Source organism: Novosphingobium sp. (genome assembly GCF_024642085.1).
In the GTDB taxonomy this organism is placed as follows: Bacteria; Pseudomonadota; Alphaproteobacteria; order Sphingomonadales; family Sphingomonadaceae; genus Novosphingobium.
In genome coordinates this window covers 54,618-77,811 of sequence record NZ_JAHEBV010000003.1, presented here as the reverse complement: position 1 = coordinate 77,811, position 23,194 = coordinate 54,618, and the positions used below count along the sequence as shown (strand labels likewise).

General features: G+C 62.0%; 30 protein-coding genes. 18 read left to right on the top strand and 12 right to left on the bottom strand.

Annotated features, from left to right (window positions below):
• Positions 1 to 7: 7 nt before the first annotated feature.
• The 4 genes from pspC to Q0L62_RS02190 form a co-directional block, all read right to left on the bottom strand.
• Positions 8 to 385 (bottom strand): envelope stress response membrane protein PspC, encoded by a 378-nt coding sequence (gene pspC, locus Q0L62_RS02205; RefSeq protein ID WP_296675788.1) that lies wholly within the window; start codon positions 383 to 385, stop codon positions 8 to 10.
• Entirely contained in the window at positions 382 to 684 is a 303-nt protein-coding gene (pspB, locus tag Q0L62_RS02200; RefSeq protein WP_296675785.1) for an envelope stress response membrane protein PspB, read from the bottom strand. Before pspB ends, pspC begins: the two co-directional genes overlap by 4 nt.
• Before the next feature lie 3 nt (positions 685 to 687).
• The gene (gene pspA, locus Q0L62_RS02195; RefSeq protein ID WP_296675782.1) at positions 688 to 1,398 is read right to left on the bottom strand and encodes a phage shock protein PspA; all 711 of its coding nucleotides are present in this window, start codon (positions 1,396 to 1,398) and stop codon (positions 688 to 690) included.
• Between the two features lie 245 nt (positions 1,399 to 1,643).
• The gene (locus tag Q0L62_RS02190; protein WP_296675779.1) at positions 1,644 to 1,832 is read right to left on the bottom strand and encodes a hypothetical protein; all 189 of its coding nucleotides are present in this window, start codon (positions 1,830 to 1,832) and stop codon (positions 1,644 to 1,646) included.
• Positions 1,833 to 1,953: 121 nt separating this feature from the next.
• Here Q0L62_RS02190 and pspF point away from each other — a divergent pair, with 121 nt between their 5' ends.
• The 4 genes from pspF (at position 1,954) to Q0L62_RS02170 (ending at position 5,566) form a co-directional block, all read left to right on the top strand.
• Positions 1,954 to 2,994, top strand: coding sequence for a phage shock protein operon transcriptional activator (pspF, locus tag Q0L62_RS02185; RefSeq protein WP_296675777.1), 1,041 nt, complete (start codon positions 1,954 to 1,956; stop codon positions 2,992 to 2,994).
• Positions 2,995 to 3,079: 85 nt separating this feature from the next.
• Positions 3,080 to 3,586 (top strand): PilZ domain-containing protein, encoded by a 507-nt coding sequence (locus Q0L62_RS02180; RefSeq protein ID WP_296675775.1) that lies wholly within the window; start codon positions 3,080 to 3,082, stop codon positions 3,584 to 3,586.
• A gap of 97 nt (positions 3,587 to 3,683) precedes the next feature.
• Positions 3,684 to 4,889, top strand: a complete 1,206-nt coding sequence (locus Q0L62_RS02175) for a L,D-transpeptidase family protein (protein WP_296675772.1) — start codon at positions 3,684 to 3,686, stop codon at positions 4,887 to 4,889.
• A 2-nt stretch (positions 4,890 to 4,891) separates the two neighbouring features.
• On the top strand, positions 4,892 to 5,566 hold the full coding sequence (locus Q0L62_RS02170) for a M23 family metallopeptidase (protein ID WP_296675770.1): 675 nt from the start codon (positions 4,892 to 4,894) through the stop codon (positions 5,564 to 5,566).
• A gap of 6 nt (positions 5,567 to 5,572) precedes the next feature.
• Here the strand turns inward: Q0L62_RS02170 and Q0L62_RS02165 are convergent, their stop codons facing one another.
• From Q0L62_RS02165 to Q0L62_RS02145, 5 genes are read right to left on the bottom strand one after another with little or no spacing between them, the layout of a single operon-like run.
• Positions 5,573 to 5,782 (bottom strand): hypothetical protein, encoded by a 210-nt coding sequence (locus Q0L62_RS02165; RefSeq protein WP_296675767.1) that lies wholly within the window; start codon positions 5,780 to 5,782, stop codon positions 5,573 to 5,575.
• On the bottom strand, positions 5,772 to 5,975 hold the full coding sequence (locus Q0L62_RS02160) for a hypothetical protein (RefSeq protein ID WP_296675764.1): 204 nt from the start codon (positions 5,973 to 5,975) through the stop codon (positions 5,772 to 5,774). Before Q0L62_RS02160 ends, Q0L62_RS02165 begins: the two co-directional genes overlap by 11 nt.
• 54 nt (positions 5,976 to 6,029) lie before the next feature.
• On the bottom strand, positions 6,030 to 6,173 hold the full coding sequence (locus Q0L62_RS02155; RefSeq protein WP_296675762.1) for a hypothetical protein: 144 nt from the start codon (positions 6,171 to 6,173) through the stop codon (positions 6,030 to 6,032).
• A 55-nt stretch (positions 6,174 to 6,228) separates the two neighbouring features.
• Entirely contained in the window at positions 6,229 to 6,495 is a 267-nt protein-coding gene (gene infA / locus Q0L62_RS02150) for a translation initiation factor IF-1 (protein ID WP_296675758.1), read from the bottom strand.
• 4 nt (positions 6,496 to 6,499) lie between these two features.
• Positions 6,500 to 6,706: a cold-shock protein gene (locus Q0L62_RS02145; protein ID WP_296675755.1), complete on the bottom strand. Its 207-nt coding sequence runs from the start codon at positions 6,704 to 6,706 to the stop codon at positions 6,500 to 6,502.
• A 315-nt stretch (positions 6,707 to 7,021) separates the two neighbouring features.
• Between Q0L62_RS02145 and rimP the strand changes: the two genes are divergently transcribed.
• The 6 genes from rimP to rbfA are packed head-to-tail and all read left to right on the top strand — an operon-like array spanning position 7,022 to position 13,343.
• A complete protein-coding gene (rimP, locus tag Q0L62_RS02140; protein ID WP_296675752.1) occupies positions 7,022 to 7,582 on the top strand; it encodes a ribosome maturation protein RimP in 561 nt (186 codons plus the stop codon).
• Between the two features lie 2 nt (positions 7,583 to 7,584).
• Complete coding sequence (gene nusA, locus Q0L62_RS02135; protein WP_296675750.1) at positions 7,585 to 9,207, top strand: transcription termination factor NusA; 1,623 nt, start codon at positions 7,585 to 7,587, stop codon at positions 9,205 to 9,207.
• Complete coding sequence (locus Q0L62_RS02130; protein ID WP_296675746.1) at positions 9,188 to 9,898, top strand: DUF448 domain-containing protein; 711 nt, start codon at positions 9,188 to 9,190, stop codon at positions 9,896 to 9,898. The genes nusA and Q0L62_RS02130 overlap by 20 nt, the downstream gene beginning before the upstream one ends.
• Before the next feature lie 35 nt (positions 9,899 to 9,933).
• Positions 9,934 to 12,456 (top strand): translation initiation factor IF-2, encoded by a 2,523-nt coding sequence (gene infB, locus Q0L62_RS02125; RefSeq protein ID WP_296675743.1) that lies wholly within the window; start codon positions 9,934 to 9,936, stop codon positions 12,454 to 12,456.
• Positions 12,457 to 12,496: 40 nt separating this feature from the next.
• A complete protein-coding gene (locus tag Q0L62_RS02120) occupies positions 12,497 to 12,961 on the top strand; it encodes a hypothetical protein (protein WP_296675741.1) in 465 nt (154 codons plus the stop codon).
• A complete protein-coding gene (rbfA, locus tag Q0L62_RS02115; protein ID WP_296675739.1) occupies positions 12,942 to 13,343 on the top strand; it encodes a 30S ribosome-binding factor RbfA in 402 nt (133 codons plus the stop codon). Before Q0L62_RS02120 ends, rbfA begins: the two co-directional genes overlap by 20 nt.
• Here the strand turns inward: rbfA and Q0L62_RS02110 are convergent.
• Both Q0L62_RS02110 and Q0L62_RS02105 read right to left on the bottom strand, forming a co-directional pair.
• Entirely contained in the window at positions 13,340 to 13,831 is a 492-nt protein-coding gene (locus Q0L62_RS02110) for a YceI family protein (RefSeq protein WP_296675965.1), read from the bottom strand. The two genes, rbfA and Q0L62_RS02110, sit on opposite strands and share 4 nt — an antisense overlap.
• Before the next feature lie 195 nt (positions 13,832 to 14,026).
• Positions 14,027 to 14,587 (bottom strand): YceI family protein, encoded by a 561-nt coding sequence (locus Q0L62_RS02105; RefSeq protein WP_296675738.1) that lies wholly within the window; start codon positions 14,585 to 14,587, stop codon positions 14,027 to 14,029.
• A gap of 104 nt (positions 14,588 to 14,691) precedes the next feature.
• Between Q0L62_RS02105 and Q0L62_RS02100 the strand changes: the two genes are divergently transcribed.
• From Q0L62_RS02100 to Q0L62_RS02070, 7 genes are all read left to right on the top strand, one after another.
• On the top strand, positions 14,692 to 15,270 hold the full coding sequence (locus Q0L62_RS02100; protein ID WP_296675735.1) for a thymidine kinase: 579 nt from the start codon (positions 14,692 to 14,694) through the stop codon (positions 15,268 to 15,270).
• The gene (locus tag Q0L62_RS02095; protein ID WP_296675733.1) at positions 15,267 to 15,821 is read left to right on the top strand and encodes a GNAT family protein; all 555 of its coding nucleotides are present in this window, start codon (positions 15,267 to 15,269) and stop codon (positions 15,819 to 15,821) included. Before Q0L62_RS02100 ends, Q0L62_RS02095 begins: the two co-directional genes overlap by 4 nt.
• On the top strand, positions 15,818 to 16,507 hold the full coding sequence (locus Q0L62_RS02090; RefSeq protein ID WP_296675730.1) for a site-2 protease family protein: 690 nt from the start codon (positions 15,818 to 15,820) through the stop codon (positions 16,505 to 16,507). Before Q0L62_RS02095 ends, Q0L62_RS02090 begins: the two co-directional genes overlap by 4 nt.
• Positions 16,508 to 16,511: 4 nt before the next feature.
• Complete coding sequence (gene truB / locus Q0L62_RS02085; protein ID WP_296675728.1) at positions 16,512 to 17,411, top strand: tRNA pseudouridine(55) synthase TruB; 900 nt, start codon at positions 16,512 to 16,514, stop codon at positions 17,409 to 17,411.
• Positions 17,412 to 17,415: 4 nt separating this feature from the next.
• Complete coding sequence (gene rpsO / locus Q0L62_RS02080) at positions 17,416 to 17,685, top strand: 30S ribosomal protein S15 (RefSeq protein WP_296675726.1); 270 nt, start codon at positions 17,416 to 17,418, stop codon at positions 17,683 to 17,685.
• Between the two features lie 169 nt (positions 17,686 to 17,854).
• Positions 17,855 to 20,188: a polyribonucleotide nucleotidyltransferase gene (gene pnp, locus Q0L62_RS02075; protein ID WP_296675725.1), complete on the top strand. Its 2,334-nt coding sequence runs from the start codon at positions 17,855 to 17,857 to the stop codon at positions 20,186 to 20,188.
• Between the two features lie 160 nt (positions 20,189 to 20,348).
• Complete coding sequence (locus Q0L62_RS02070) at positions 20,349 to 21,521, top strand: NAD(P)/FAD-dependent oxidoreductase (protein ID WP_296675723.1); 1,173 nt, start codon at positions 20,349 to 20,351, stop codon at positions 21,519 to 21,521.
• 12 nt (positions 21,522 to 21,533) lie between these two features.
• Here Q0L62_RS02070 and Q0L62_RS02065 read toward each other — a convergent pair whose 3' ends face one another.
• A complete protein-coding gene (locus tag Q0L62_RS02065) occupies positions 21,534 to 22,211 on the bottom strand; it encodes a GcrA family cell cycle regulator (protein ID WP_296675721.1) in 678 nt (225 codons plus the stop codon).
• Between the two features lie 92 nt (positions 22,212 to 22,303).
• Here Q0L62_RS02065 and Q0L62_RS02060 point away from each other — a divergent pair, with 92 nt between their 5' ends.
• Positions 22,304 to 23,194, top strand: coding sequence for an ABC transporter permease (locus tag Q0L62_RS02060; RefSeq protein WP_296675718.1), 891 nt, complete (start codon positions 22,304 to 22,306; stop codon positions 23,192 to 23,194).

Below are 23,194 nucleotides of genomic sequence, written 5' to 3'. Positions count from 1 at the left end.
GAATGGCTTAGCGCAGCCGCTCGATTTCGGCGGACAGGCGCGGGTTGCTCGTGACGTAGTAGGTTTCCACTTCGGCCAGGCGGCGGTCGATGTCGCGAAAGCGCGAACGCACTTCACGCGCAGTCCGGGCGGGCGACTGCCGGACGCGCTGCCAGTACTGCTGCTCTTCGCGGTCGACATACAGGTGCTGCGGCTTCTTGTTCAGCAGCAGCCCGGCTATGAAGTAGAACGGGATGATCGATCCGCCGGTCATGATCAGCAGGGTGATCGCGGCCAGCCGGATCCACAAGGCGTTGACGCCGGTGTAGTCGGCAATGCCGGAACACACGCCCATCAGCTTCGCGTTCTGCTTGTCGCGGTACAAGGTGGTGCGTGAATCGGTCATTTGCGGGTTCCTCGTGTCTCGGCCACCAGGCGATCGAGTTCGCGCAGGGGCTGGTTGTCAACGTCGCGGTCGTGCTGGATGCGCGCGGGCTTGAAAGCTGGATTGTCGGCCGAAACAAGACGCTCCACGGTGTCCATCCGTTCGTCCAGGCGGCGGGCCAGCTGGTACAGTTCGTCCAGCAGGGCCTCGTCATCGGTGGTGATGGTCGCGGCCGTCTTCCACTTGGTGACGTAATGCATGATGATCCACGGCAGCCCGATGAAGATTACCGGGACAATAATAAGTTCGCTCGGAAACACGGCTCAATCTTCCTTCTTGTCTTGGCTCGGCGAAACGGAACTGTTCTGCGCCTGAAGCGCGCGCTTCATTTCCTCGAGCTCTTCATCGATCTTGTCCTGCCCGGCCAGGGCGGCGATCTCGTCCGCCAGGCTGGGCTGCTTGGTGCCGTCGGCCAGGCTCAGCGCGTCGGCGCGGCCTTCGGCATAGTCGACCCGGCGTTCCAGCTGGTCGAACCGCGACATCGCCTCATCAACCCGTTCGCTTGCCAGCAGAGTGCGCAGCTTGACCCGGTTTTCGGCGCTTTCAAGCCGTGCGGCGATGGCGGTCTGACGGCTGCGGGCTTCGCGCAGTCGTGTCTGCAGTTTTTCGATGTCGATTTCATACGCGCGCAGAGCGTCATCCAGCACAGTAATCTCGGTCTTGAGCTGGTCGGCCATATCGGCTGCCTTCTTCTTTTCGACCAGAGCGGCGCGGGCCAAATCCTCGCGATCCTTGGACAGCGCCAGCTGGGCCTTGTCCGCCCAGTCAGCCTGCAATTGATCGAGCTTGACTGTGTGGCGATGCATTTCCTTCTGATCGGCAATAGTACGCGCAGCGCTGGCGCGAACTTCTACCAGCGTTTCCTCCATCTCGAGGATAATCATCCGGATCATCTTTGAAGGATCGTCAGCCTTGTCGAGCAATTCGTTGAAATTGGCGGCAATGATGTCACGGGTGCGGTTAAATATGCCCATCAAGGGTGCTCCAAGGGTTGGGGTAGGGGAACGGCGCAGACGGTCCACTTCTGCGTCCAGACGCGCATGACGACGACCGAAACCGAACGAGGTATCCGGGGCAACGCCGCCCGAGGTTGACGGTGTGGAATGGGCCGGAACGCGGGGCAGGCGAGGGGACTGGTTCTCTCCTGCAGGGGGGTCGGCGCGTTCCGGCCCAAGGGGGTCATTGGTGTCTAAGGGTTCGTTGATCACGAGCGTATCCCTCAGGCCTGGGCGGTTGCTGAAGGGGCTGGAACAGCCGCTATGGCCTGGGCGGCATGTTGCTGGGTTAGAACAAAGATGTTCATCGTCAGCATCGCGGCGATGGAAATCACGATTGCCTTGTCGAGTTTGGTAGCGGCGAAAGAGGTGTTGGTGAACATAATGTCCTCGCGGGATTGGTGCTTGTTCACCTAACAGCAAGGCGCGTGCCAAATTACCGGCATCCCGCATAGCTGACGATTTCTGCGGTATTCGACGAACAACATGTGGTGGCCGTTGCGCCTTGTTGGTGATATTTGCTATATGTTGGGCATGGAGCGGGACGTTCAGTTCCTCGGTCAGTCCGAGGCCTTCCTTGATGCCGTAGATCGCACCAGCCGGGCGGCGCCGATGCGCCGTCCTGTTCTGGTGATCGGTGAGCGTGGGACCGGTAAGGAACTCGTCGCCGAACGCCTCCACCGCTTGTCCAAGCGATGGGGCGAACCGCTGGTCACGCTGAACTGTGCAGCTTTGCCGGAAACACTGATCGAGGCGGAATTGTTCGGTCATGAGCAGGGAGCCTTCACCGGTGCTACCAGAGCGCGTGCCGGACGGTTTGAGGAAGCCGACAAAGGGACGCTTTTTCTCGACGAACTGGCGACGTTGTCGATGGGCGCACAGGAACGTCTGCTGCGTGCGGTTGAATATGGCGAGGTGACCCGCATCGGATCATCTCGCGCGATCCAGGTGGATGTCCGTATTGTGGCGGCCACCAATGAAGATTTGCCCCGACTGGCCCAGCAGGGCCGATTTCGCGCCGACCTGCTCGATCGGCTGAGCTTCGACGTTATTACCCTGCCACCGCTGCGGGCACGCGAAGGCGATATTCCTGTGCTGTCGGACTTTTTCGGGCGGCGCATGGCTACTGAACTGCGCTGGGAGGAATGGCCCGGCTTTTCCGAGTTGGCGATGCGTTCGCTGGAAGACTACCCTTGGCCCGGCAATGTCCGCGAACTGAGAAACGTGGTCGAACGGGCGGTTTATCGCTGGGACGATTGGGACCGACCGGTCGGCTACATCCAATTCGACCCATTCGACAGCCCGTGGAAACCCGCACCGCCGCCCCGCGCCGACGCACAGGTCGCGCAGGCTTCCGATTTTGAGGCACCCCAGCCCAATTCTTCACCGCATTTCGATTCGATTTCGGATCTGCGCATTGCGGTCGATGCGCATGAACGGGCGATTGTTGAACACGCCTTGGGCCGCAACCGCTATAATCAGCGCCAGACAGCCAAGGCGCTGGGATTGACCTATGATCAGCTGCGTCACTGCATGAAAAAGCACGGACTGCTGGACAGACAGATGGGCGCTTGAGTACCACGGTGAAAACCGGGTTAAAGTCTTGGCAATAGGCAGCAGCTATTCTGCGCTGATTACAGGGCTGGCAAGGATACCCGCCATGAATGCGCATTCATCGATCCCGCCTTTCGGCGGCGGCAAGGCAAGCGCCCGTGGTTATCAGGTGCTGTTTCACGCCGACACGATCAACCATTGCCCGGGATGCCACGGCGTCAACTGGCTAGTTGGCAGGATCACCGCCGAATGCGCTCGCTGCGGCACAGCGCTGCCGTTGGCAGAAGCCGCTTCCATGGGGCTCGATCCTGTTGGCCACAAGCAGGTTGCGCTGCATCTGGTAGCCGGCGGCAAGCCATACCGCGAACGCCGTAGTGACAAACGGCAACCCGCTGATGGCTGCGTGTTGACGCTCCACATCGACGGTGCACCGCGCGCCTTCGCCATCGAGGATATTTCTGCCGGCGGCTTGAAAGGAGAGGCGATCGAAGAGGTATTCAGCAGCAAGGAAATGCTCGTCGAACTAGAAGACGGCTCGGTCCATCCTGTAGAAGTGCGCTGGCGCACCGGCGGATTTATCGGGTTGGCGTTCATTAATCCGGGTCAACGCTGAGCTGCACGATCATCAGGCCATTTTAAAGGAGCCTTGTGTCGCTTGAAGCGTTGTATCCGGCAGATGCCGCAAATGCGGCGCTTGCCAAGGATATCAGATGCGCTCGGTCCCTGCCTTTGCCACTTTGCCGATCTTGCTGTCGATAGCGGCTTGCAACATGATGACGAACCAGCCTGACGCGCAGGAAAAGGGGTCTGCACCGATCGCCGGTCAAACCCAGCCCGTCGCTGATCCGCTTGCTGCCCGTGACCTTGAGCCGGGGGCCGCCTTGCCAGCCGAATTGGCCGACGATCAGCCGCGCCCGGTCATGCAAGCACAGGTTGTGCTCGACCGCATGGGGTTCACGCCAGGGGTTGTCGACGGCAAGGACGGGCTGTCTACGCGCAACGCGATACTGGGCTTTCAGGAAGCCAACGATTTGCCGCTGACCGGTAAACTGGACGAGCCGACAAAAGTGAAACTGGAGCAATGGCGCAACATACCGGCGACCCGCGTGGTGACAATACCGGAAGCCTTTGCCGCGGGTCCATTCATGCCGATACCAAAAAAGGCCGAAGAACAGGCCAAGCTGGAAAAGATGGCTTATACATCGCTTGACGAACAGCTGGCCGAGCGGTTCCACACTACAATCGACACTCTCAAAGCGCTAAATCCGGGCGGTATGCCAGCAGGTTCTTCGGCACCATCCGGATCGACGGGCACTCCGTTAAAAAACCCAATTGCCGTGCCGGACGCGACGGGCAGCGAAACACCTGCGTCCAGCTTTGTCCGCGCGGGCCAGCAAATACGTGTGCCGAATGTGGGCGCAGATGCTCTGGATGCAAGCCAGGTCGGTGAGGCAAAGTGGCGTGATACGTTGGCCATGCTGGGTGTGGGCACCAGCCAACCCAAAGCGGCGCGGATCGTCGTCAGCAAAAGCAAGGGCACACTTAAAGCCTACGATGCGGACAACAAGCTGGTCGGGATGTTTACAGCGACGATGGGTTCGGGCCACGACCCCTTGCCGCTAGGTGAGTGGAAGATCCTCGGTGTCGCGCACAATCCGCCGTTTCGCTATAACCCTGAGCTGTTCTGGGATGTTAATGACAAGGCAGACAAGCTCATGCTGCCGCCCGGGCCGAACGGTCCGGTTGGCGTCGCCTGGATCGACCTGAGCAAGGAACACTACGGCATCCACGGCACCCCTGAACCGCAGACTATCGGGCGGGCGGAAAGCCACGGCTGTGTCCGGTTGACCAATTGGGATGTGGCGCGTCTGGCACAAATGGTCAGTACGTCAACCAAGGTACTGTTCGAGGCCTGAGGATGGCACAGTTCGGCTGGCCGGCCCTGATCAAGACCGCCGCAGTAAGCGCGACTGCTACCTCAGGCCTGTGGATTTCTGCGGGTTTGGTGTGGCATTACCGCCAGGTCCCGGCGGTTTCGCTATCCCGGCCAGGAGCGGTTGCGGAAGTCCGGCAGGCAGAGGCACCCCAGGCACCTGCACGGATCATGGCTGCCAGCACGGCGCCTCCAACACCTCCACCACCTCCAGCCACAGCCAGCACATTGACCATGCCGGTGGTGGGTGTGAGGGCGAGCGACCTGGTCGATACCTATGCCCAAAGCCGGTCTGGCGGAAGGATCCACGACGCGATTGACATCATGGCTCCGCGCGGCACGCAAGTGGTAGCCGCAGCAGCAGGGTCGGTGGAAAAGCTGTTCTGGTCCAACCTGGGCGGGATCACCGCCTACGTCCGCTCAGCGGACCGGCGCGTGATCTATTACTACGCGCATCTGGATGCCTATGCCCCCGGGTTGATCGAGGGGCAGGCGATCGCGGCAGGTGCCCCGATTGGCAGGGTCGGCTTTACCGGCAACGCCAATCCGGCTGCGCCGCACCTGCATTTCGCCATTATGATGACGATGCCTGAGCGCACCTGGTATCAGCCATCGACGGCAATCAATCCCTATCCGCTGCTGGCGGGCAAGGCGCATTAAGCAGCGCTATTTGCTGGCGTATTGCCCGGCCTTGGCCTGAAAATTGTCGCGCGCCCAGCTTTTTGCGGCAGCGGCGGTCTTAAACAGTTCATCCTGCATCACCCCGGTGACGATGGGATAGCCCTGGCTGTTATAGCGAATATCGCGCACGGTCAGGCGATAGTTGCCTTCACCGTCCTGGTTGATCAGAAAGGGGCGGAGCGTATCACTGGACATCGTCGGTTTCCTTGATTGCCTGGTTCAAGCGTTCGGCCCGGGCGGCCTGGATGCCCAGTTCGCGCGCGGCGAGCGCCAGCCAGGCGGCTTGCGATCGCAGCAGGGTTGCGCGCTGGTTATCCAGTTCGGTCGCCGCCGCAGCGCGCTCGCAGGTTTCGGCCTGTTGCAGGTAGTAGCTTGCCGATTGTGCCATGACGGGGACCTTTACTGGGTAGTCGGGTGGAGGCCGCTGCTGCGGCTCCCGGTATCAGCCGATCACTTCGGCCACAGCCCGCCGCAACTCTTCGCGGCTCAGCACACCGGGGCGTGCAGGCGGGGCAAAGGGGTGGCGGGTGTGGCCAGGGGCGGCCGGAACGGCCCTGCGGGCCGCGGCGTAAATCAATTCAATCATATCTGTAATCCTCGGCGCCGCGCGGGCGCCGTCATTCGTGTCAGGTTTAGAAAACCTAACGTCGCGCCCCACGGCGTGGTCCGCCAACTGGACCGCCGCCGGGACCTTTTTCCCGGAAGACGATGCGGCCCTTGGACAGGTCGTAAGGGGTCATCTCGACCTTAACCCGGTCGCCCACCACCGAGCGGATGCGAAACTTGCGCATCTTCCCGGCGGTGTAAGCGATAATCCGGTGGTCGTTTTCCAGCATGACGCCAAAGCGCCCATCCGGAAGTATCTCGTCAATCTGGCCATCAAGGGTCAGAAGATCCTCTTTGGCCATGATCTTACGCGGATTCGAGGTTCACGGCCGAGGCTTTGCCACGGTTGTCCGTTTCAACGTCGAACTTGACGCGCTGATCCTTGTCAAGCGTGGCCATTCCGGCGCGCTCAACCGCAGAGATGTGGACGAAGCTGTCTGCGCCGCCGCCATCAGGAGCGATGAAGCCATAACCCTTGGCGGCATTGAAAAACTTTACGGTGCCTACTGGCATGATGTGTTCCTTTCACGAAACGAGTGACCCCGCGGGCCCGAGTGTCCGCAGGAGCATTAGTGGCGAGTAAGGGAACGAAGTGGCCGGTTAAAAGACCGAAAGGTTCCGTCGCAGGCGACGTTAGCTGGACCGTATATAGAGCCAAATGCTGGAAATGCAATCGGAGTATACGACAGGCACGCATTGCCGCTTGCTTTTGGGCAACCTCGCGCCTATCTGGCGCTCATCCCGATATTGTTACGCAACGTCAGGGCTGGCGCCGAAAGGGGCCGGCGCGAAACCGCGTTGTCACAGCATCGGCGTATTGGAGTTTTCATGGCGGATATCGCGCGCATTACCGAAGTTGTCGAGCCGGAGGCACAGGCCCTTGGCTTCGATCTGGTGCGCGTGCGCTATTTCAAGGGCGGCGAAATCGGCGACGAGGAGCACACGCTCCAGATCATGGCCGAACGCCCCGATACCGGCCAGCTGGTGATCGAGGATTGCGCCGAACTGTCGCGCCGCGTGTCCGATGCTATCGATGCGCTGGAAGAGGCGGGCGAGGTGCTGATCGCCGAGGCGTACCGGCTTGAAGTCAGCTCACCCGGGATTGACCGGCCGCTGACCCGTGCGCAGGATTTTACCAACTGGGCCGGACATGAAGCCCGCGTCCAGCTGGCCAATCCGGTCGACGGCAACCGTACCGCGCTGCAGGGTGACCTGATCGGGATCGACGGCGATACCGTTAGCCTCGATGACCGGAAAAGCGGTCCGGTGACGTTCCCGATTGCCGATATCTTCTCCGCCAAGCTGGTCTTGACCGACCGGTTGATTGCCGCAACCCGCCCGCTGGATGCCAGCGGTGCCGACGAACTTCTCGAAGAACAGGAAGACTAAGAATGGCCAGCCCGATTTCTGCCAATCGCGCCGAACTGCTAGCGATCGCCACGTCGGTCGCGACCGAAAAGATGATCGATAAGTCGATCGTCATCGAAGCGATGGAAGAGGCGATCCAGAAAAGCGCACGCAACCGCTATGGCGCGGAAAACGATATTCGCGCCAAGCTTGATCCGCGCACCGGCGACCTGCGTTTGTGGCGCGTCGTCGAAGTGGTCGAGGAAGTGGACGATTACTTCAAGCAGGTTGATCTGAAAGCCGCGCAAAAGCTCGACAGCGACGCCAAGCTGGGCGATTTCATCGTCGATCCGCTGCCGCCGGTCGATCTGGGCCGGATCGATGCGCAATCTGCCAAGCAGGTGATCTTCCAGAAAGTCCGCGATGCTGAACGTGACCGCCAGTTCGAAGAGTTCAAGGACCGCGCCGGCGAAGTTGTCACAGGCGTAATCAAATCGGTCGAATTCGGCCATGTGATCGTGAACCTGGGCCGCGCCGAAGGCGTTATCCGCCGCGATCAGCAGATCCCGCGCGAAGTGGCCCGCACTGGCGAACGCGTCCGTGCCTATATCAGCAAGGTCGAACGGCAGAACCGCGGCCCGCAGATCTTCCTCAGCCGCTCGCACCCCGAGTTCATGAAGAAGCTGTTCGCGCAGGAAGTACCCGAAATCTACGACGGTATTATCGAGATCAAGGCCGCCGCCCGCGATCCGGGCAGCCGCGCCAAGATCGGCGTGATCAGCCGTGACAGCAGCATTGATCCGGTCGGCGCCTGCGTGGGCATGAAGGGCAGCCGCGTTCAGGCGGTGGTACAGGAACTGCAGGGCGAGAAGATCGACATTATCCCCTGGTCGGAAGATACAGCCACTTTCGTGGTCAACGCGCTGCAGCCGGCCACGGTCAGCCGCGTGGTGATCGATGAGGAGGAAAGCCGCATCGAAGTGGTCGTCCCTGATGATCAGCTTAGCCTGGCCATCGGCCGCCGCGGCCAGAATGTCCGTCTCGCCAGCCAGCTGACCGGTAGCCAGATCGACATCATGACCGAAGCGGAATCGAGCGAAAAGCGCCAAAAGGAATTCGCCGAACGCTCAAAGATGTTCGAGGAGGAACTCGACGTCGACGAAACGCTGTCGCAGCTGCTGGTCGCCGAAGGGTTCAGCGAGCTGGAAGAAGTCGCCTATATCGAAATCAGCGAACTCGCGACGATCGAAGGGTTCGACGACGAACTGGCCGAAGAGCTGCAAAGCCGTGCTGCCGAAGCGCTGGAGCGCCGTGAGGAAGCCAGCCGCGAAGCCCGCCGTGCTTTGGGCGTCGAAGATGCGCTGGCCGAAATCCCGCACCTGACCGAAGCGATGCTGGTCACGCTGGGTAAAGCCGGGATCAAGACGCTGGATGATCTGGCCGATCTGGCCACAGACGAACTGATCGCCAAAAAGCGGGTCGAGCAGCGCCGCCGTGACAATTCACCTGCGCCAAGCGGCCCGCGCCGCAGCGAACGCAGCGAGGACAAGGGCGGCGTGCTGGGCGACTATGGCTTGAACGAAGAGCAGGGCAACGAAATCATCATGGCTGCCCGCGCCCACTGGTTCGCAGACGAGGAGGCCGCCAATGCGGATTCCTCACAATGAGCGCCTAAGCTCCGACAATTTGGCGAACGCCCCGGAACGGACCTGCATCCTTTCCGGTGAGCAAGGCGTGCGCGACGACTTTGTCCGCCTGGCAATCTCGCCGGACGGAGAAGTGCTGCCCGATGCCCTGGCGCGGGCGCCGGGGCGCGGCGCGTGGATCGGCGTCGGGCGCGCAGACCTTGAAAAAGCGATGGCGAAGGGCAAACTTAAAGGTGCTCTGGCGCGTGCCTTCAAGGGTGCCACACTGTCGATCCCCGATGATCTGGCCCAGCGCACCCAGTTGGCTTTGACTCGTGCCTTTACCGACCGGCTGGGGCTGGAAATGAAAAGCGGGCGGCTGCTGGTCGGATCAGACCGGATTGCCGAAAACGCGCGGCAGGGCAGAGTCGCCTGGCTGGCCCATGCGGCAGACGCCGGCGAAGACGGTTCGCGCAAGCTGGATCAGGCCTGGCGAGTCGGCCAGGACGCTGAAGGAAGCGGCAAGGCAGGGGTAACCTTGCCACTGGACCGCACGACACTGTCTGTGGCATTGGGCCGCGACAACGTCGTCCACATGGCGCTGACCGATCCGGCCGCGGCAAAGCGGCTGACCGTTCCCCTCCAGCGCCTGATGCGCTTTCTGGGGCAGGGCGAGAAGACCGGAACACACAGCGGCGAAGGACCGGCAGACCATGCCGGCGCCCACGCCTGATGACGACGATTTGAGATTGAAGGACCTGAGTGCACATGAGCGATACCGATAACAAACCGACGCTGGGCAGGAAGCCTTTGGGGCTGAAGCGTTCGGTCGAAGCGGGGCAGGTCCAGCAGACCTTCAGCCACGGTCGCACCAACAAGGTGGTGGTCGAGGTTAAACGCCGCAAGCTGATCGGCAAGCCCGGTGCGGCCGAGGTTGAGGCTGCGCCGCCGCCGCCGCCGCCGCCCGCTCCCGTTGTCGCCGCGCCCAAGCCGGCTGCGCCCAAGCCTGCCGCGTCGAACGAAACCCCGCAGGAGCGCGTCGCCCGCCTCCAGCGAGAGGCCGAGGAAGCCCGCCTGACCGTGCTGGCCGCTCAGACCGAGCGCGAGACCGAGGAACGGGCCCGTTCGATTGAGGATGAACGCCGCCGCGCCGAAGATAATCGCAAGGCCGAAGCCGAAGCGGCTGCCGCTCCTGCGTCTGCCCCGGCTGCCGAACCTGCGGCCGAAGAGCCAGCGGCAGCGGCCGACGAGGACATGGGTGAAGAGACGCGCACCGCAGCCCCCGCGCCGCGCCGCTTTACCCCGGTGGCTGCGCCCAAGCGGCCCGAACCGGCGCCGCCTGCTTCGAAAAAGCCCGCCCACCCGCGCGACAAGAGCGGCACCGACCAGCGCCGCCATGCAGGCAAGCTGACGGTTACCCGCGCGCTGAACGAGGATGAAGGCGCCCGCGCGCGCAGCCTCGCCGCGCTGAAGCGCGCCCGCGAAAAGGAAAAGCGCGCCCACTTTGCCGGACAGTCCGCGCCGCGTGAAAAGCAAGTCCGCGACGTGATCGTGCCCGAAGCGATCACCGTGCAGGAACTGGCCAACCGCATGGCCGAAAAGGGCGCCGACCTGGTCAAGGCGCTGTTCAAGATGGGCATGATGGTCACCGTCAACCAGACGATCGATCAGGATACTGCCGAACTGCTGGTTGAAGAGTTCGGCCACAACATTGAACGCGTTTCGGAAAGTGATGTCGATATCGACACCGCCGTCGATGTCGATGCGCCCGAAACGTTGCAACCGCGTCCGCCGGTGGTGACAATCATGGGCCACGTCGATCACGGCAAGACCAGCTTGCTGGATGCGCTGCGCGGAACCGATGTAGTGCGCGGCGAAGCAGGCGGCATCACTCAGCATATCGGCGCCTACCAGATCAAGACCAAGGGCGGCGATCTGATCACCTTCCTCGATACGCCGGGCCACGAAGCCTTCACCGAGATGCGCCAGCGCGGTGCCAATGTGACGGACATCGTGATCCTCGTGGTGGCCGGCGATGACGGGCTAATGCCCCAGACGATTGAGGCGATCAATCACACAAAGGCAGCCGGCGTGCCGATGATCGTGGCGATCACCAAGGCCGACAAGCCCGAGTTCGCACCCCAGAAAATCCGCGAGCGCCTGCTTGAACACGAAATCGTGGTCGAGGCGATGAGCGGCGATGTTCAGGACGTAGAGGTTTCGGCCAAGACCAAGGCCGGGCTCGACGAACTGATCGAAAAGATCCTGCTTCAGGCCGAAGTGATGGAAATGAAGGCCAATCCTGATCGCGGCGCCGAAGCCACGGTGATCGAGGCCAAGCTTGACAAGGGCAAGGGCCCGCTGGCGACAGTTCTGGTCAACCGCGGCACGCTGAAGGTCGGTGACATTCTGGTGGTCGGCACCCATTCGGGCCGCGTCCGCGCAATGCTGGATGACAAGGGCCGCCAGGTGAAGATCGCGCCGCCCTCGCTCCCGGTTGAAGTGCTGGGGATCGGCGGCGTGCCGATGGCCGGGGACACCCTGGCTGTGGTCGACACCGAGACCCGCGCCCGCGAAGTCGCCGCCTACCGCCAGGAAAAGGCCACGGCCAAGCGCACCACAACGACGCCTGCCAGCCTGGAAAACATGTTCTCGGCGCTGAAGGCCAAGTCCGATGTGATCGAATACCCGGTTGTGGTCAAAAGCGACGTGCAGGGATCGACCGAAGCGATCGTCAATGCGCTCAACAAGCTGTCGAACGACGAAATCAAGGTCAAGGTGCTGCAATCGGGCGTTGGCGCGATTACGGAAAGCGACGTGTCGCTGGCGGCGGCCACCGGCGCGCCGATCATCGGCTTCCACGTCCGCCCCAACGCCAAGGCGCGCGAGATGATCGAGCGCCAGAAGGTGCAGATGAAATACTTCGATGTGATCTATCACCTGACCGACGAAATCGCGAAAGAGATGGCCGGCATCTGGGGTCCGGAACGGATCGAACACGTGGTCGGCCGCGCCGAGGTCAAGGACGTGTTCCCGGCCGGCAAGCGCGACAAGGCGGCGGGTCTGCTGGTGCTCGAAGGCGGGATCAAGAAGGGCCTGTTTGCCCGTCTTACCCGTCAGGATGTCATCGTTTCCAAAACCACGATCGCCTCGCTGCGGCGCTTCAAGGACGATGTCCCCGAAGTCCGCGCTGGCCTGGAATGCGGCGTGTTGCTGCAGGACACCAACGACATCAAGGCGGGCGATATGCTCGAAGTGTTCGAGGTGGAAGAGCGCGAACGGACGTTGTAATTCTTCCCGAACTTAGGATATTGCATTGAAGAGCAGCCGGTTGCTTTATTCTGCGATTGCACTTGCGACGGTGCTCATCGCAGGACTTGTATCGTCGGTTTGGTTTCTGCTGCATCGGGCCGAGCGAGCTGGCCTTAATGACAAAGTCTTGGCTTGCGTTTCCGAGGTCGGCAGGCGCGATCCTTTCAAGGACGCGGAGGCGAATTTCTATCGTGGCGATCGTCGATTTTTGCTGATGAGCCACAACGGTGTCGTTGCAACACTTGCGGCAGAGGGTGTTTGCGAAGTTAGTGGGATGGGTGCCGGCGGTCTGTCGCCTTTCGCCGGACCTGATTTCGATGGCATATTTAGTGTTAAGGGGCACTTTTGCTGCGACTTCGATCCCCCCAAAACAGCATGTGGTAATGCGATCACTAGCTATTTCAGGGCATACAATCGCGAAATGGCCCGTTTGAACTCACAAAATATCAAGGCATATTGCAAAAATGGCTCAGCCCAGCGCTAACCTTGAAACCCGTTCGGTCCGCCTGCTCAAGGTGGGTGAGCAGGTCCGTCATGTCATCAGCGATCTGCTGACCCGGCAGATGGTCCACGATGACGTGCTGACGGCCCACGCGGTCAGCGTTACGGAAGTGCGCATGTCGCCCGACCTGCGCCACGCGACGGTGTTCGTGAAGCCGCTGCTGGGTGAGGACGAGGCGGTGGTGCTGAAAGCGCTGCGCACCCACACCGCGTTCTTTCAAAAGGAAGTCGCAGGCAAGCTGCGGCTCAAATACGCGGCAAAGATCAAGTTTCTGCCCGACGAAACATTTGACGAGGCGGAGAAGATCGAAAAGCTCCTGCGCGATCCCAAGGTCCAGCGCGATCTGGGTGACGAAGAACCCTAGTCCGGCACCATCCGGGCGTTGATCGTAATGGTCACGTCCTTGCCAACCAGTCCCGAATAACCGTTCATGCCGAATTGGCGGCGATCAATCGTCGTCCTGGCGGTAATGCGCACGGGCTCGCGTCCGGTCACTTCGGCTGGCGGTGTGGCGAAAGTAATGCTCATCATGGCGGGGCGGGTCGTGCCGCGGGCGGTAAGTTGGCCCGATACCTGGGCCGTTGTCGCCCCGGTCATGGTCATACGCTGGCCCGAAAAGCTGACCACAGGGTGATGCGCCACATCAAGGAAGTTCGGCCCTTTCAGCTGATCGCCAATCGCCTTGTCGCGTGTCGCCATAGCGCGGGCATCCACTGCGACATCCAGATCGAACGCGCCCAATTGTCCCGGCGTGAAAGCCATTGCGCCTGACATTCTCGGAAATTGGGCAGTCTTCTTTGCGATGCCAAGAACTGTCACTTTGGCGTCGATAGCGCTTGCGCTGCTATCCAGCTAATAACGGTAGGCAGGCTGCGCCGCCGCAGTTGCCAGCAACGGCACAAGTGAAAGAAAAATCCGCATTTGGCACCCCGTGATATCCCTAACGCAGGTTCGCCAAACAGCCTTTCGATTATGTTAACGCCGGGGCTTAACGTGTCCGCTTTGCGACAGGGCGATGATGTGCCGTTAGGCCCCCGGTTTCGCGTGTTATGTCGGCACCATTTGCGCTTTGATGGTTATCGCGACCTTCTTGCCCACGATAAAGCTGTAGGCTGTCATGCCAAAATCACGCCGGTCGATCACAGTCCTTGCGGTGAAACCAACCGGATCGCGGCCCGTCGCGCGGGAAGGGGGCTGGTCGAAGGTAACGTCCAGACGCGTCGGCCGGGTCACACCGCGCGCCGTGATCTGCCCATCGACTGTCGCAGTGAGCGGGCCGCTCATTACCATGCGGCGCCCGGAAAAGGCGATGGTCGGATAACGGGCGACGTCGAAAAAGTCCTTTCCCATCAGCCGTTTCTGCGTGACGCTATCACCTGCCTTCAGGGCAGTGGCATCAAGCGTGACATCAAGGTTGATCGTATCAAGCCGCCCGGGCTGCAAGGCAATGGACCCACTCATTCGCGGAAACGTCGCAGTCTTGCTTGCCAGCCCGAAAAAACCGACCTTTGCGCTGACATCGCTGCCCGGCCCCAGGGCATAACGATGGGTCGGTTCGGCGGCGCCGGAACAAAACAGCAAGATTGCCGCAGCATGGCCTGCCCGCATTTCACTCTCCTGCGACCTGATGTGCCGTGCGCAAGGCTGGGCCTGCGCCGGCTACCTGTCAATCGCACTGGTCTTTGCCGGCAAACACCCTATCTGATCGGGCGATGGCCAAGCTGTACTTTTACTACGCCAGCATGAATGCGGGAAAATCGACCACGCTGCTGCAGGCCGATTTCAATTATCGTGAGCGCGGCATGGCGACAATGCTGTGGACCGCGGCCCTGGACCATCGCAGCGATCAAAAGGCGATCGAAAGCCGCATCGGGCTGGGGGCGGACGCCCACCGCTTTGCTGAAGTTACCGATCTGTGGGAACGGATCACAGCCGCCACCCGTGTTGAGCCGCTGGCCTGCGTCCTGGTGGATGAGGCGCAGTTCCTGACAGAAGCGCAGGTGTGGCAGCTTGCCCGCGTGGCCGATCAGGCGGGCATCCCGGTGCTGTGCTATGGGCTGCGCACCGATTTTCAGGGCGAGCTTTTTCCTGGTGCAAAAGTCTTGCTGGGGATTGCCGACAACCTGGTTGAACTGAAGGCGGTGTGCCATTGCGGCCGAAAATCGACCATGAACCTGCGGGTCGATGCCAGCGGTGTTGCCGTCCAGCACGGTGCCCAGACCGAAATCGGCGGCAACGACCGCTATGTTGCGCTGTGCCGCCGCCACTTTGTCGAGGCGCTGGGTCGATGATGCCGGATCCGCTGGGCTTGCTGACCGTTCTGGAAGATGGAGATCTTCGGCTTGAACCCCTGGAAGAGCGCCACCGCGATGGCTTGCGCGCTGCCTGCGCCGAGGATGAGGCGATCTGGGATATGTACGGCGTGTCCTATGGTGCCGGCCATTTCGACGACAGTTTCACCGCGCTGATCTGCGGTGTCGAACGTCTTCCCTTTGCCATCCTGGTCGATGGCGAGCTGGCCGGAATGACTGCGTGGATAGGCACCAACGCCGCGTGGCGCAGCTCGGAAATCGGCAACACCTATCTGCGGCCGCAATTCCGCGGCGGGCGCATTAACGGCCCGCTCAAGCGCCTGATGCTGGCCCACGGTTTTCGTTGCGGACTGAAGCGGATCTTTTTTTCCGTGGACACCCGCAATGCCCGCAGCCAGGCGGCCTGCCGCAAGATCGGCGCAAGCCTGGACGGGGTGCTGCGCAATGAACGGATTACCTGGACCGGCTTTGAGCGCGACAGCGCCATATTCTCGGTCGTCGAACGCGACCGGGAGCGATTGGGACTATGAACGATACCATTTTCAACGCGGCAGCCATTATCCTGCCGCTGATTTTTGCCATCGTGTTTCACGAGGTAGCCCACGGCTGGGTAGCCCGCGCATTGGGCGATCCCACCGCATCGCAGCTCAACCGTCTAAGTCTCAACCCGCTGCGCCATGTCGATCCGGTTGGCACGATCCTGGTACCGGGCGCGCTAAAGCTGATGGGACTGCCCGTGTTTGGGTGGGCCAAGCCGGTACCGGTTGATTTCCGGCGGCTTAACAATCCCAAACGCGGCATGATCCTGGTGGCGGCCGCTGGCCCCGCCATGAATCTGGTGATGGCACTGGCCGGCGCGATTGGGTTGGGCTTGCTGATCAAGCTGACCGGCGAGCCCGCGCCCATGACGGCAGTGCATTTTGCCGGCCTCAATCTGCTCAACTTCATTCTGATCAATATATTCCTGGCGCTGTTCAATTTGATTCCGATTCCGCCGTTCGACGGTTCGCACATCATGGAAGGCCTGCTGCCCGAACGCGCCGCGCAGGCCTATGGCAGCTTGCGCAAGTACGGGTTTCTGCTGGTAATCGGGCTGATCGTTGTGCTGCCGCAGCTGATACCCGGCTTCAATCCGGTCGGTAACTTGATCGGCGTGCCGGTTGACTGGATGTCACAGCGCTACCTCGATCTTGCGCAGACCATCGCCGGACGCTGAGCCGATGCCGGATGGCTGGATCATTCTGGATAAGCCGGTCGGGCTCGGCTCGACCCAGGCGGTCGGCGCGGTCAAGCGCAACTTGCGCGAGGCAGGCTATGGCAAAGTCAAGGCCGGCCACGGGGGCACGCTCGATCCACTGGCCAGCGGAGTGCTGCCAATCGCGCTGGGCGAGGCGACCAAGCTGTGCGGGCGCATGCTTGATGCCAGCAAGGCCTATGCATTCACCGTACGGTTCGGGGCGGAGACCGACACGCTCGACCTTGAAGGCAAGGTGATCGCAGAAAGTCCGGTGCGCCCCGTATTGGCATCGATCGAGGCCGTACTGCCGCGCTTCACCGGCCCGATCCAGCAGGTTCCGCCGCTCTATTCGGCGCTCAAGGTCGATGGTGAACGGTCTTATGACCTGGCCCGCAAGGGCGAGGTAGTGGAACTCAAATCAAGAGCGGTGACGGTGCATTCGCTGGCCATCCAGTCGGCGGCCGATAACGCCGTCACGCTGATTGCGCATGTATCCAAGGGCACCTACATCCGCAGCCTGGCCCGCGACATCGCGCGTGCGCTCGGGACAGTCGGCCATGTCACCATGCTGCGCCGCCTGCGCGCGGGGCCGTTTGCCGAAAATCAGGCGATTTCGCTGGACAAACTGAACGAAGTGGGTAAGGGCGCGGCGCTTGAGAACGTACTCTTGCCGCTGGAGGCAGGGCTGGTCGACATCCCGGCTCTCAACCTCGGTCCGGAACAGGCAAGCATGGTCCGCCAGGGCCGGGTTCTGACCGGACTGACCCAGGACGATGGGCTTTACTGGGCGCGAAAAGGATCTGTTCCTGTCGCGCTGGTCGATCTTTCCGGCGGCAACGCCGCTGTAGTCCGGGGTTTCAACCTTCCCGATGTCGCGGAGTAAAAATATGTCGGTTACCGCCGAAAAGAAGACTGAAATCATCGAAGACAACGCCCGCGCCAAGGGTGATACCGGTTCGCCGGAAGTCCAGGTCGCGATCCTGACCAGCCGCATCAACACGTTGCAGGGTCACTTCAAGGATCACCACAAGGACAACCATTCGCGCCGGGGCCTGCTGATGATGGTCAACAAGCGCCGCAGCCTGCTTGATTACCTCAAGCGCAAGGATGTTGACCGCTACAACGCGCTGATCGCCAAGCTGGGTCTGCGCAAGTAATAACGCGAGGCGGCTCCCGACGGGGGCCGCTTTTGCTTTGGGGTTCCCGCGCAATTCGGTGCGGGGCCTTAAGGGGGCCATAAATGCCCCGCACCGGACCGGGACGGATTGACCCGGCAGAAGGCCCCGCGCCGCAATCTGGCCGCGCGGGTTCACAAGGAAACACTAAATGTTCGACGTAAAAACCGTATCGATGGAGTGGGGCGGCAAGACCCTCACTCTGGAAACCGGCCGTGTTGCCCGTCAGGCTGACGGCGCGGTCATCGCCACTTATGGCGAAACTGTTGTGCTCTGCGCCGTAACGGCTGCCAAGAGCGTCAAGGAAGGTCAGGACTTTTTCCCGCTGACCGTCCACTATCAGGAAAAGTATTTTGCTGCCGGACGCATTCCGGGCGGCTTTTTCAAGCGTGAACGCGGCGCGACGGAAAAGGAAACGCTGGTTTCCCGCCTGATCGATCGTCCGGTCCGCCCGCTGTTCCCCGAAGGTTTCTACAATGAAATCAACGTGATCGCGCACGTGTTGTCCTACGACGGTGAGTGCGAGCCTGATATCGTGGCGATGATCGCTGCCTCGGCTGCGCTGACCATATCGGGTGTGCCATTCATGGGCCCGATCGGCGGTGTGCGCGTGGGTTACGAAGACGGCGCTTATACCCTCAATCCCAAGCAGGATGCTGCTGCTGCCGGCGCGCTCGACCTGGTCGTCGCCGCCACCGGCAATGCTGTGATGATGGTCGAATCGCAGGCCCGCGAGCTGCCCGAAGAAATCATGCTGGGCGCGGTCATGTTCGCTCATGAAGAATGCAAGAAGGTTGCCAACCTGATCATCGACCTGGCGGAAAAGGCTGCCAAGGACCCTTGGGACGTCACCACCAGCGACAACACCGCGATCAAGGACGAACTCAAGAAGCTGATCGGCAAGGACATTGCCGCCGCCTACAAGCTGACCGACAAGTCGGCCCGCTCCAACGCGCTGAACGCGGCGCGCGACAAGGCCAAGGCCGCCTTTGCCGACAAGGACGCACAGACCCAGATGGTCGCGATCAAGTCGGTCAAGAAGGTCGAAGCCGACATCGTGCGCGGCGCGATCCTGAAGGACGGCACCCGCATCGACGGGCGCAAGGTCAACCAGGTTCGCCCGATCGAATCGATGGTCGGGTTCCTGCCCCGTACCCACGGTTCGGCATTGTTCACCCGCGGTGAAACGCAGGCGATCTGCACCACCACGCTTGGTACCAAAGACGCCGAGCAGATGATCGACGGGCTGGAAGGGCTGAGCTATTCCAGCTTTATGCTGCACTATAACTTCCCGCCCTATTCGGTTGGTGAAGTGGGCCGCTTCGGCGCGCCTTCGCGCCGCGACACCGGCCACGGCAAGCTTGCCTGGCGCGCGCTGCAGGCTGTGTTGCCCAGCAAGGAAGAGTTTCCTTATACGATCCGCGTGGTCTCGGACATTACCGAGTCCAACGGCTCCTCGTCGATGGCCACTGTCTGCGGCGGCGCGCTGTCGATGATGGATGCCGGTGTGCCGATCAAGCGCCCGGTTTCGGGCATCGCGATGGGTCTGATCCTGGAAGGCGATGATTTCACCGTGCTGTCCGACATTCTGGGTGATGAAGATCACCTGGGCGACATGGACTTCAAGGTGGCCGGTACGTCTGAAGGCATCACCACGATGCAGATGGACATCAAGGTTGCCGGGATCACCAAGGAAATCTTCGAAGCCGCGCTGCATCAGGCCAAGGAAGGCCGTGCGCATATCCTGGGCGAAATGACCAAGGCGCTGGGCACTGCCCGGACTGAGCTGTCGGCCCACGCTCCGCGCATCGAGACGATCCAGATCGACAAGTCAAAGATCCGTGAAGTGATCGGCACCGGCGGCAAGGTGATCCGCGAAATCGTCGCGGAAACCGGCGCCAAGGTCGACATCGACGACGAAGGCCTGATCAAGATCAGCTCGTCTGACCTCAGCCAGATCGAAGCCGCCAAGAACTGGATCCTCGGCATCGTTGAGGAAGCCGAAGTCGGCAAGGTCTATGACGGCAAGGTTGTCACTATCGTTGATTTCGGTGCTTTCGTGAACTTCATGGGCGGCAAGGACGGCCTGGTTCACGTGTCCGAAATGCGCAACGAGCGTGTCGAAAAGCCCACCGACGTCGTGTCGGAAGGGATGCCGGTCAAGGTCAAGGTTCTGGAAATCGATCCGCGCGGCAAGGTTCGCCTGTCGATGCGCGTTGTCGATCAGGAAACCGGCGCTGAGCTGGAAGACACCCGTCCGCCGCGCGAACCGCGTGGTGACCGTCCAGGCGGCGATCGCCGTCCTGGCGGCCGCGGCGGTGACCGTGATCGCGGCCCGCGCCGTGACGGTGGCGGCGATCGTGGTCCCAGAAACGACCGGGGCCGTGATGGCGGCGGCGATCGCGGCCCGCGCCGTGAGCGCAGCGACCGTGACGATGGCCCGGCACCCGATCACATTCCGGCGTTCCTTAAATCCGACGACTGATCCTGCGATCCTTCGTCAAGAAAATCCGGGGTCACGCTGCGAGCGTGGCCCCGTTTTTTGTCAGGAGACCGGCCTTGGGCTGCGCCGTTTCCACTGGCGTCGTCAACGTTGACCCGGGCCCGCGCTGCGCACACAGTCTTTCGCAAGGAATGGGGCAGGGATGGGCACTACAGGCGGCGAACAATGGGATACGGTGATCGTTGGCGCAGGCCAAGCCGGCTGTGCTGCCGCCTATGACCTTGTGCTACGCGGGATGCGCGTTCTGCTTGTTGAACGGGCAGATTTTCCCCGGGTCAAGCCATGTGCGGGCGGGGTGACGATCAAGGCGCTTAACGCCCTGCGCTTTTCCATTGCGCCGGTGGTGCGCTGCGTGGTGCGCGACATGGCGCTGAGTACCGATGGCGGCACAGTGCAGCACATCGCCGGGCCGGCGCCGATGCTGGTCACCACTGTGCGGGCCGAGCTTGACGCCTTTTGCCTGGACCGCGCTGTGGAGCGGGGCGCCGTCTTTTCCAACCGCGGCACAGACCGGATCGTGGCGGTGGATCAATCGCCCAGCCAAGCCGTGCTGCGTTTTGCCAGCGGCGCAAGCGAAGCCGCCCGGTTCGTGATTGCAGCTGACGGCGCAAACAGCACGATCCGCCGCCTTACGGGACTTAAGAAGGTACAGCGTGCGTTCGCGCTGGAGGGGCATATGCCGATGCCGGGTGCCAACCGCCGCCAGCTGGCGTTCGATTTCGGCGCGGTGCAGGGCGGTTATGGCTGGATTTTTCCCAAGGGGGATCACCTCAATATCGGGCTCTACACCCAGGACGAAGACGTCAACCTGTCACGCGATGCCCTGCACAGCTACGCGCGCACCGCAACCGGTTCTGGTCTGCTGGACGGCGTGGTTGGTCATCCGCTTGGCATCGATGGGCACGGCGCCGCGTCCAGCGTTGGTCGGGTGCTGTTTGCAGGTGACGCCGCGGGGACTTGCGAGCGCCTTTTGGGCGAGGGCATCCACAATGCGATCAAGAGCGGCCAAGCAGCGGCTGCAGCGATCCTGTCTGCCCACGGCTGCCCGCGACGTGCTGCCAGCGTGCTGAGGCAGGAACAGGCACCGGTCGCGCGCGATGTTGCGGCGTGCGCGCGCGGCGCGCAGACTTTTTACGGGTCGGCGGCGGCGCGCCGCACGGCCTTGGCCTTCAAGCCGGTCACATCCGCATTCCGGAGCGGCTTTGCCGCAGGCATGACCTTTCGCGACATCGCCGCGACCGCGGCGCTGTATTCGTTCTACGCAGTAAATCCTGTGCGCAGCATCACCGAGCACGAGCAAGCCCGAGCCGTTTAACGCTGCTGCATCTCAGCGAACGCGCGGTCCGCCAAAGGGCAGCGGAGGCGGCGGCCGGCGATGGCCGCGCGGCAGCTGTGCCTGGAACGCCCGCCCGCAATGCTCGACGCAGTAGGGGAAGCCCGGGTTTACCGCGACACCGCAGAAGTGGAAGTCCGCTTCGCCGGGATGGCCCATCGGCCACCGGCAGATGCGGTCATTCAGATCGAGCAGGCTGGTCTTGTCGGCTATGTCGGCGCTGGGCTTGGCTGGAACCAGGCGGCGCGGCGGCGCTGGCGGAATTGGAGCCTGCTGATCGCCAGGCCCCTGGCGCAGGAAGCCGCCGGGTCCGACCGAAACGATTCGCGGCTGCGGCGCACCGGTCGGGGTAGCAGGAGAAGCGGAAGCGGAAGCGGAAGCGGGAGCGGCCGGGGCCATGCGCGGCGCAGCCGGGGCCGCAGCGGGGCGCTGGGTCGGCGCGGCGCGGGGAGCGGCATCGGCCTTGACCGGTTTGGTTGCAGGCGATCCCGCCGCGCTATCCTTGTCGTTTGGCTTGACCGGGCTGGGGCGCGCTTTCAGGCCCAGGCGATGCGCCTTGCCGATCACGGCGTTGCGGCTGACCCCGCCCAGTTCGTCGGCAATCTGGCTGGCGGTGGAACCGCCTTCCCACATCTTGGTCAGCTTTTCGATCCGTTCGTCGGTCCAGCTCATCGAAGTCCAATTCCTTTGTGACCCCGTCTAACGGGGCATGTCGAGTTTGCGCGATCTTGCCATGTCCTCGGCGTGCGGATAGTCGCCGTGGCATGGCCGATCAACATCTTCCTGCCCCCGCCAGCGCGCAAGCCACCATGCATGCGAACAACAGCGGTCGAAGCAATTTCCCGGCTCAGGGAGTGCCCACCATCCACCGGATCAACCGGATGGGACTGTGGACGCTCTATATGAAGGAAGTCCGCCGATTTTTCAAGGTCCAGACGCAAACCATCTGGGCTCCGGCAGTGACGACGCTGCTCTACCTGATGATCTTCACTGTCGCCATGGGGCAGGGCGGGCGCCAGGTGCTGGGTGTGCCCTTTGCCAGCTTCATAGCGCCAGGCCTGATCGTCATGGGGATGATCAACAACGCCTTTGCCAATACCAGCTTCAATTTCCTGGCGGGCAAGATCCAGGGCACCATTGTCGACTACCTGATGCCGCCCCTGTCCGAACTGGAACTGATGATCGGCCTGATCGGCGCGGCGGTAACGCGCGCGGTGCTGGTTGGTCTCGCGATAACGCTGGCCATGCTGTTCTGGCCCGGTGTCAGCCTGGTCCCCCACCATCCCTGGGCGATCGCCTGGTTTGGTCTGATGGGAGCGATCCTGCTATCGGTTGTTGGTCTGGTGACATCGTTGTGGGCGGAAAAGTTTGATCACGCGGCACTGATCACCAATTTCGTGATCACCCCGCTGACGATGTTGTCCGGCACGTTCTACGTTATCAGTAACCTGCACCCCGTGTTCCAGACGATCAGCCGCTTGAACCCGTTCTTTTATGTAATCAGTGGCTTCCGCTTCGGCTTTCTGGGGCAAAGCGATATTGGCGCCACTAATGGAGCCGTGTTCAGCGGCGCGCTCTACCTGGGCGTGCTCAATGTGGTGCTGTGCGTGGCGCTCTACGCCCTGCTGCGCAGCGGCTGGAAGCTGAAAAGCTAG

Excerpts from the sequence above, each read along its gene's own strand:
- Q0L62_RS02165 (WP_296675767.1), bottom strand. The coding sequence starts at position 5,782 with ATGTCCAGTGATACGCTCCGCCCCTTTCTGATCAACCAGGACGGTGAA.
- Q0L62_RS02160 (WP_296675764.1), bottom strand. The coding sequence starts at position 5,975 with ATGGCACAATCGGCAAGCTACTACCTGCAACAGGCCGAAACCTGCGAG.
- Q0L62_RS02180 (WP_296675775.1), top strand. The coding sequence starts at position 3,080 with ATGAATGCGCATTCATCGATCCCGCCTTTCGGCGGCGGCAAGGCAAGC.
- Q0L62_RS02175 (WP_296675772.1), top strand. The coding sequence starts at position 3,684 with ATGCGCTCGGTCCCTGCCTTTGCCACTTTGCCGATCTTGCTGTCGATA.
- rpsO (WP_296675726.1), top strand. The coding sequence starts at position 17,416 with ATGTCGGTTACCGCCGAAAAGAAGACTGAAATCATCGAAGACAACGCC.
- Q0L62_RS02100 (WP_296675735.1), top strand. The coding sequence starts at position 14,692 with ATGGCCAAGCTGTACTTTTACTACGCCAGCATGAATGCGGGAAAATCG.
- Q0L62_RS02095 (WP_296675733.1), top strand. The coding sequence starts at position 15,267 with ATGATGCCGGATCCGCTGGGCTTGCTGACCGTTCTGGAAGATGGAGAT.
- Q0L62_RS02145 (WP_296675755.1), bottom strand. The coding sequence starts at position 6,706 with ATGCCAGTAGGCACCGTAAAGTTTTTCAATGCCGCCAAGGGTTATGGC.
- pspF (WP_296675777.1), top strand. The coding sequence starts at position 1,954 with ATGGAGCGGGACGTTCAGTTCCTCGGTCAGTCCGAGGCCTTCCTTGAT.
- Q0L62_RS02105 (WP_296675738.1), bottom strand. The coding sequence starts at position 14,587 with ATGCGGGCAGGCCATGCTGCGGCAATCTTGCTGTTTTGTTCCGGCGCC.
- pspC (WP_296675788.1), bottom strand. The coding sequence starts at position 385 with ATGACCGATTCACGCACCACCTTGTACCGCGACAAGCAGAACGCGAAG.
- Q0L62_RS02090 (WP_296675730.1), top strand. The coding sequence starts at position 15,818 with ATGAACGATACCATTTTCAACGCGGCAGCCATTATCCTGCCGCTGATT.
- rimP (WP_296675752.1), top strand. The coding sequence starts at position 7,022 with ATGGCGGATATCGCGCGCATTACCGAAGTTGTCGAGCCGGAGGCACAG.
- Q0L62_RS02130 (WP_296675746.1), top strand. The coding sequence starts at position 9,188 with ATGCGGATTCCTCACAATGAGCGCCTAAGCTCCGACAATTTGGCGAAC.
- Q0L62_RS02060 (WP_296675718.1), top strand. The coding sequence starts at position 22,304 with ATGGCCGATCAACATCTTCCTGCCCCCGCCAGCGCGCAAGCCACCATG.
- Q0L62_RS02070 (WP_296675723.1), top strand. The coding sequence starts at position 20,349 with ATGGGCACTACAGGCGGCGAACAATGGGATACGGTGATCGTTGGCGCA.
- rbfA (WP_296675739.1), top strand. The coding sequence starts at position 12,942 with ATGGCTCAGCCCAGCGCTAACCTTGAAACCCGTTCGGTCCGCCTGCTC.
- truB (WP_296675728.1), top strand. The coding sequence starts at position 16,512 with ATGCCGGATGGCTGGATCATTCTGGATAAGCCGGTCGGGCTCGGCTCG.
- pnp (WP_296675725.1), top strand. The coding sequence starts at position 17,855 with ATGTTCGACGTAAAAACCGTATCGATGGAGTGGGGCGGCAAGACCCTC.
- infB (WP_296675743.1), top strand. The coding sequence starts at position 9,934 with ATGAGCGATACCGATAACAAACCGACGCTGGGCAGGAAGCCTTTGGGG.
- pspA (WP_296675782.1), bottom strand. The coding sequence starts at position 1,398 with ATGGGCATATTTAACCGCACCCGTGACATCATTGCCGCCAATTTCAAC.
- Q0L62_RS02065 (WP_296675721.1), bottom strand. The coding sequence starts at position 22,211 with ATGAGCTGGACCGACGAACGGATCGAAAAGCTGACCAAGATGTGGGAA.
- nusA (WP_296675750.1), top strand. The coding sequence starts at position 7,585 with ATGGCCAGCCCGATTTCTGCCAATCGCGCCGAACTGCTAGCGATCGCC.
- infA (WP_296675758.1), bottom strand. The coding sequence starts at position 6,495 with ATGGCCAAAGAGGATCTTCTGACCCTTGATGGCCAGATTGACGAGATA.
- Q0L62_RS02155 (WP_296675762.1), bottom strand. The coding sequence starts at position 6,173 with ATGATTGAATTGATTTACGCCGCGGCCCGCAGGGCCGTTCCGGCCGCC.
- Q0L62_RS02170 (WP_296675770.1), top strand. The coding sequence starts at position 4,892 with ATGGCACAGTTCGGCTGGCCGGCCCTGATCAAGACCGCCGCAGTAAGC.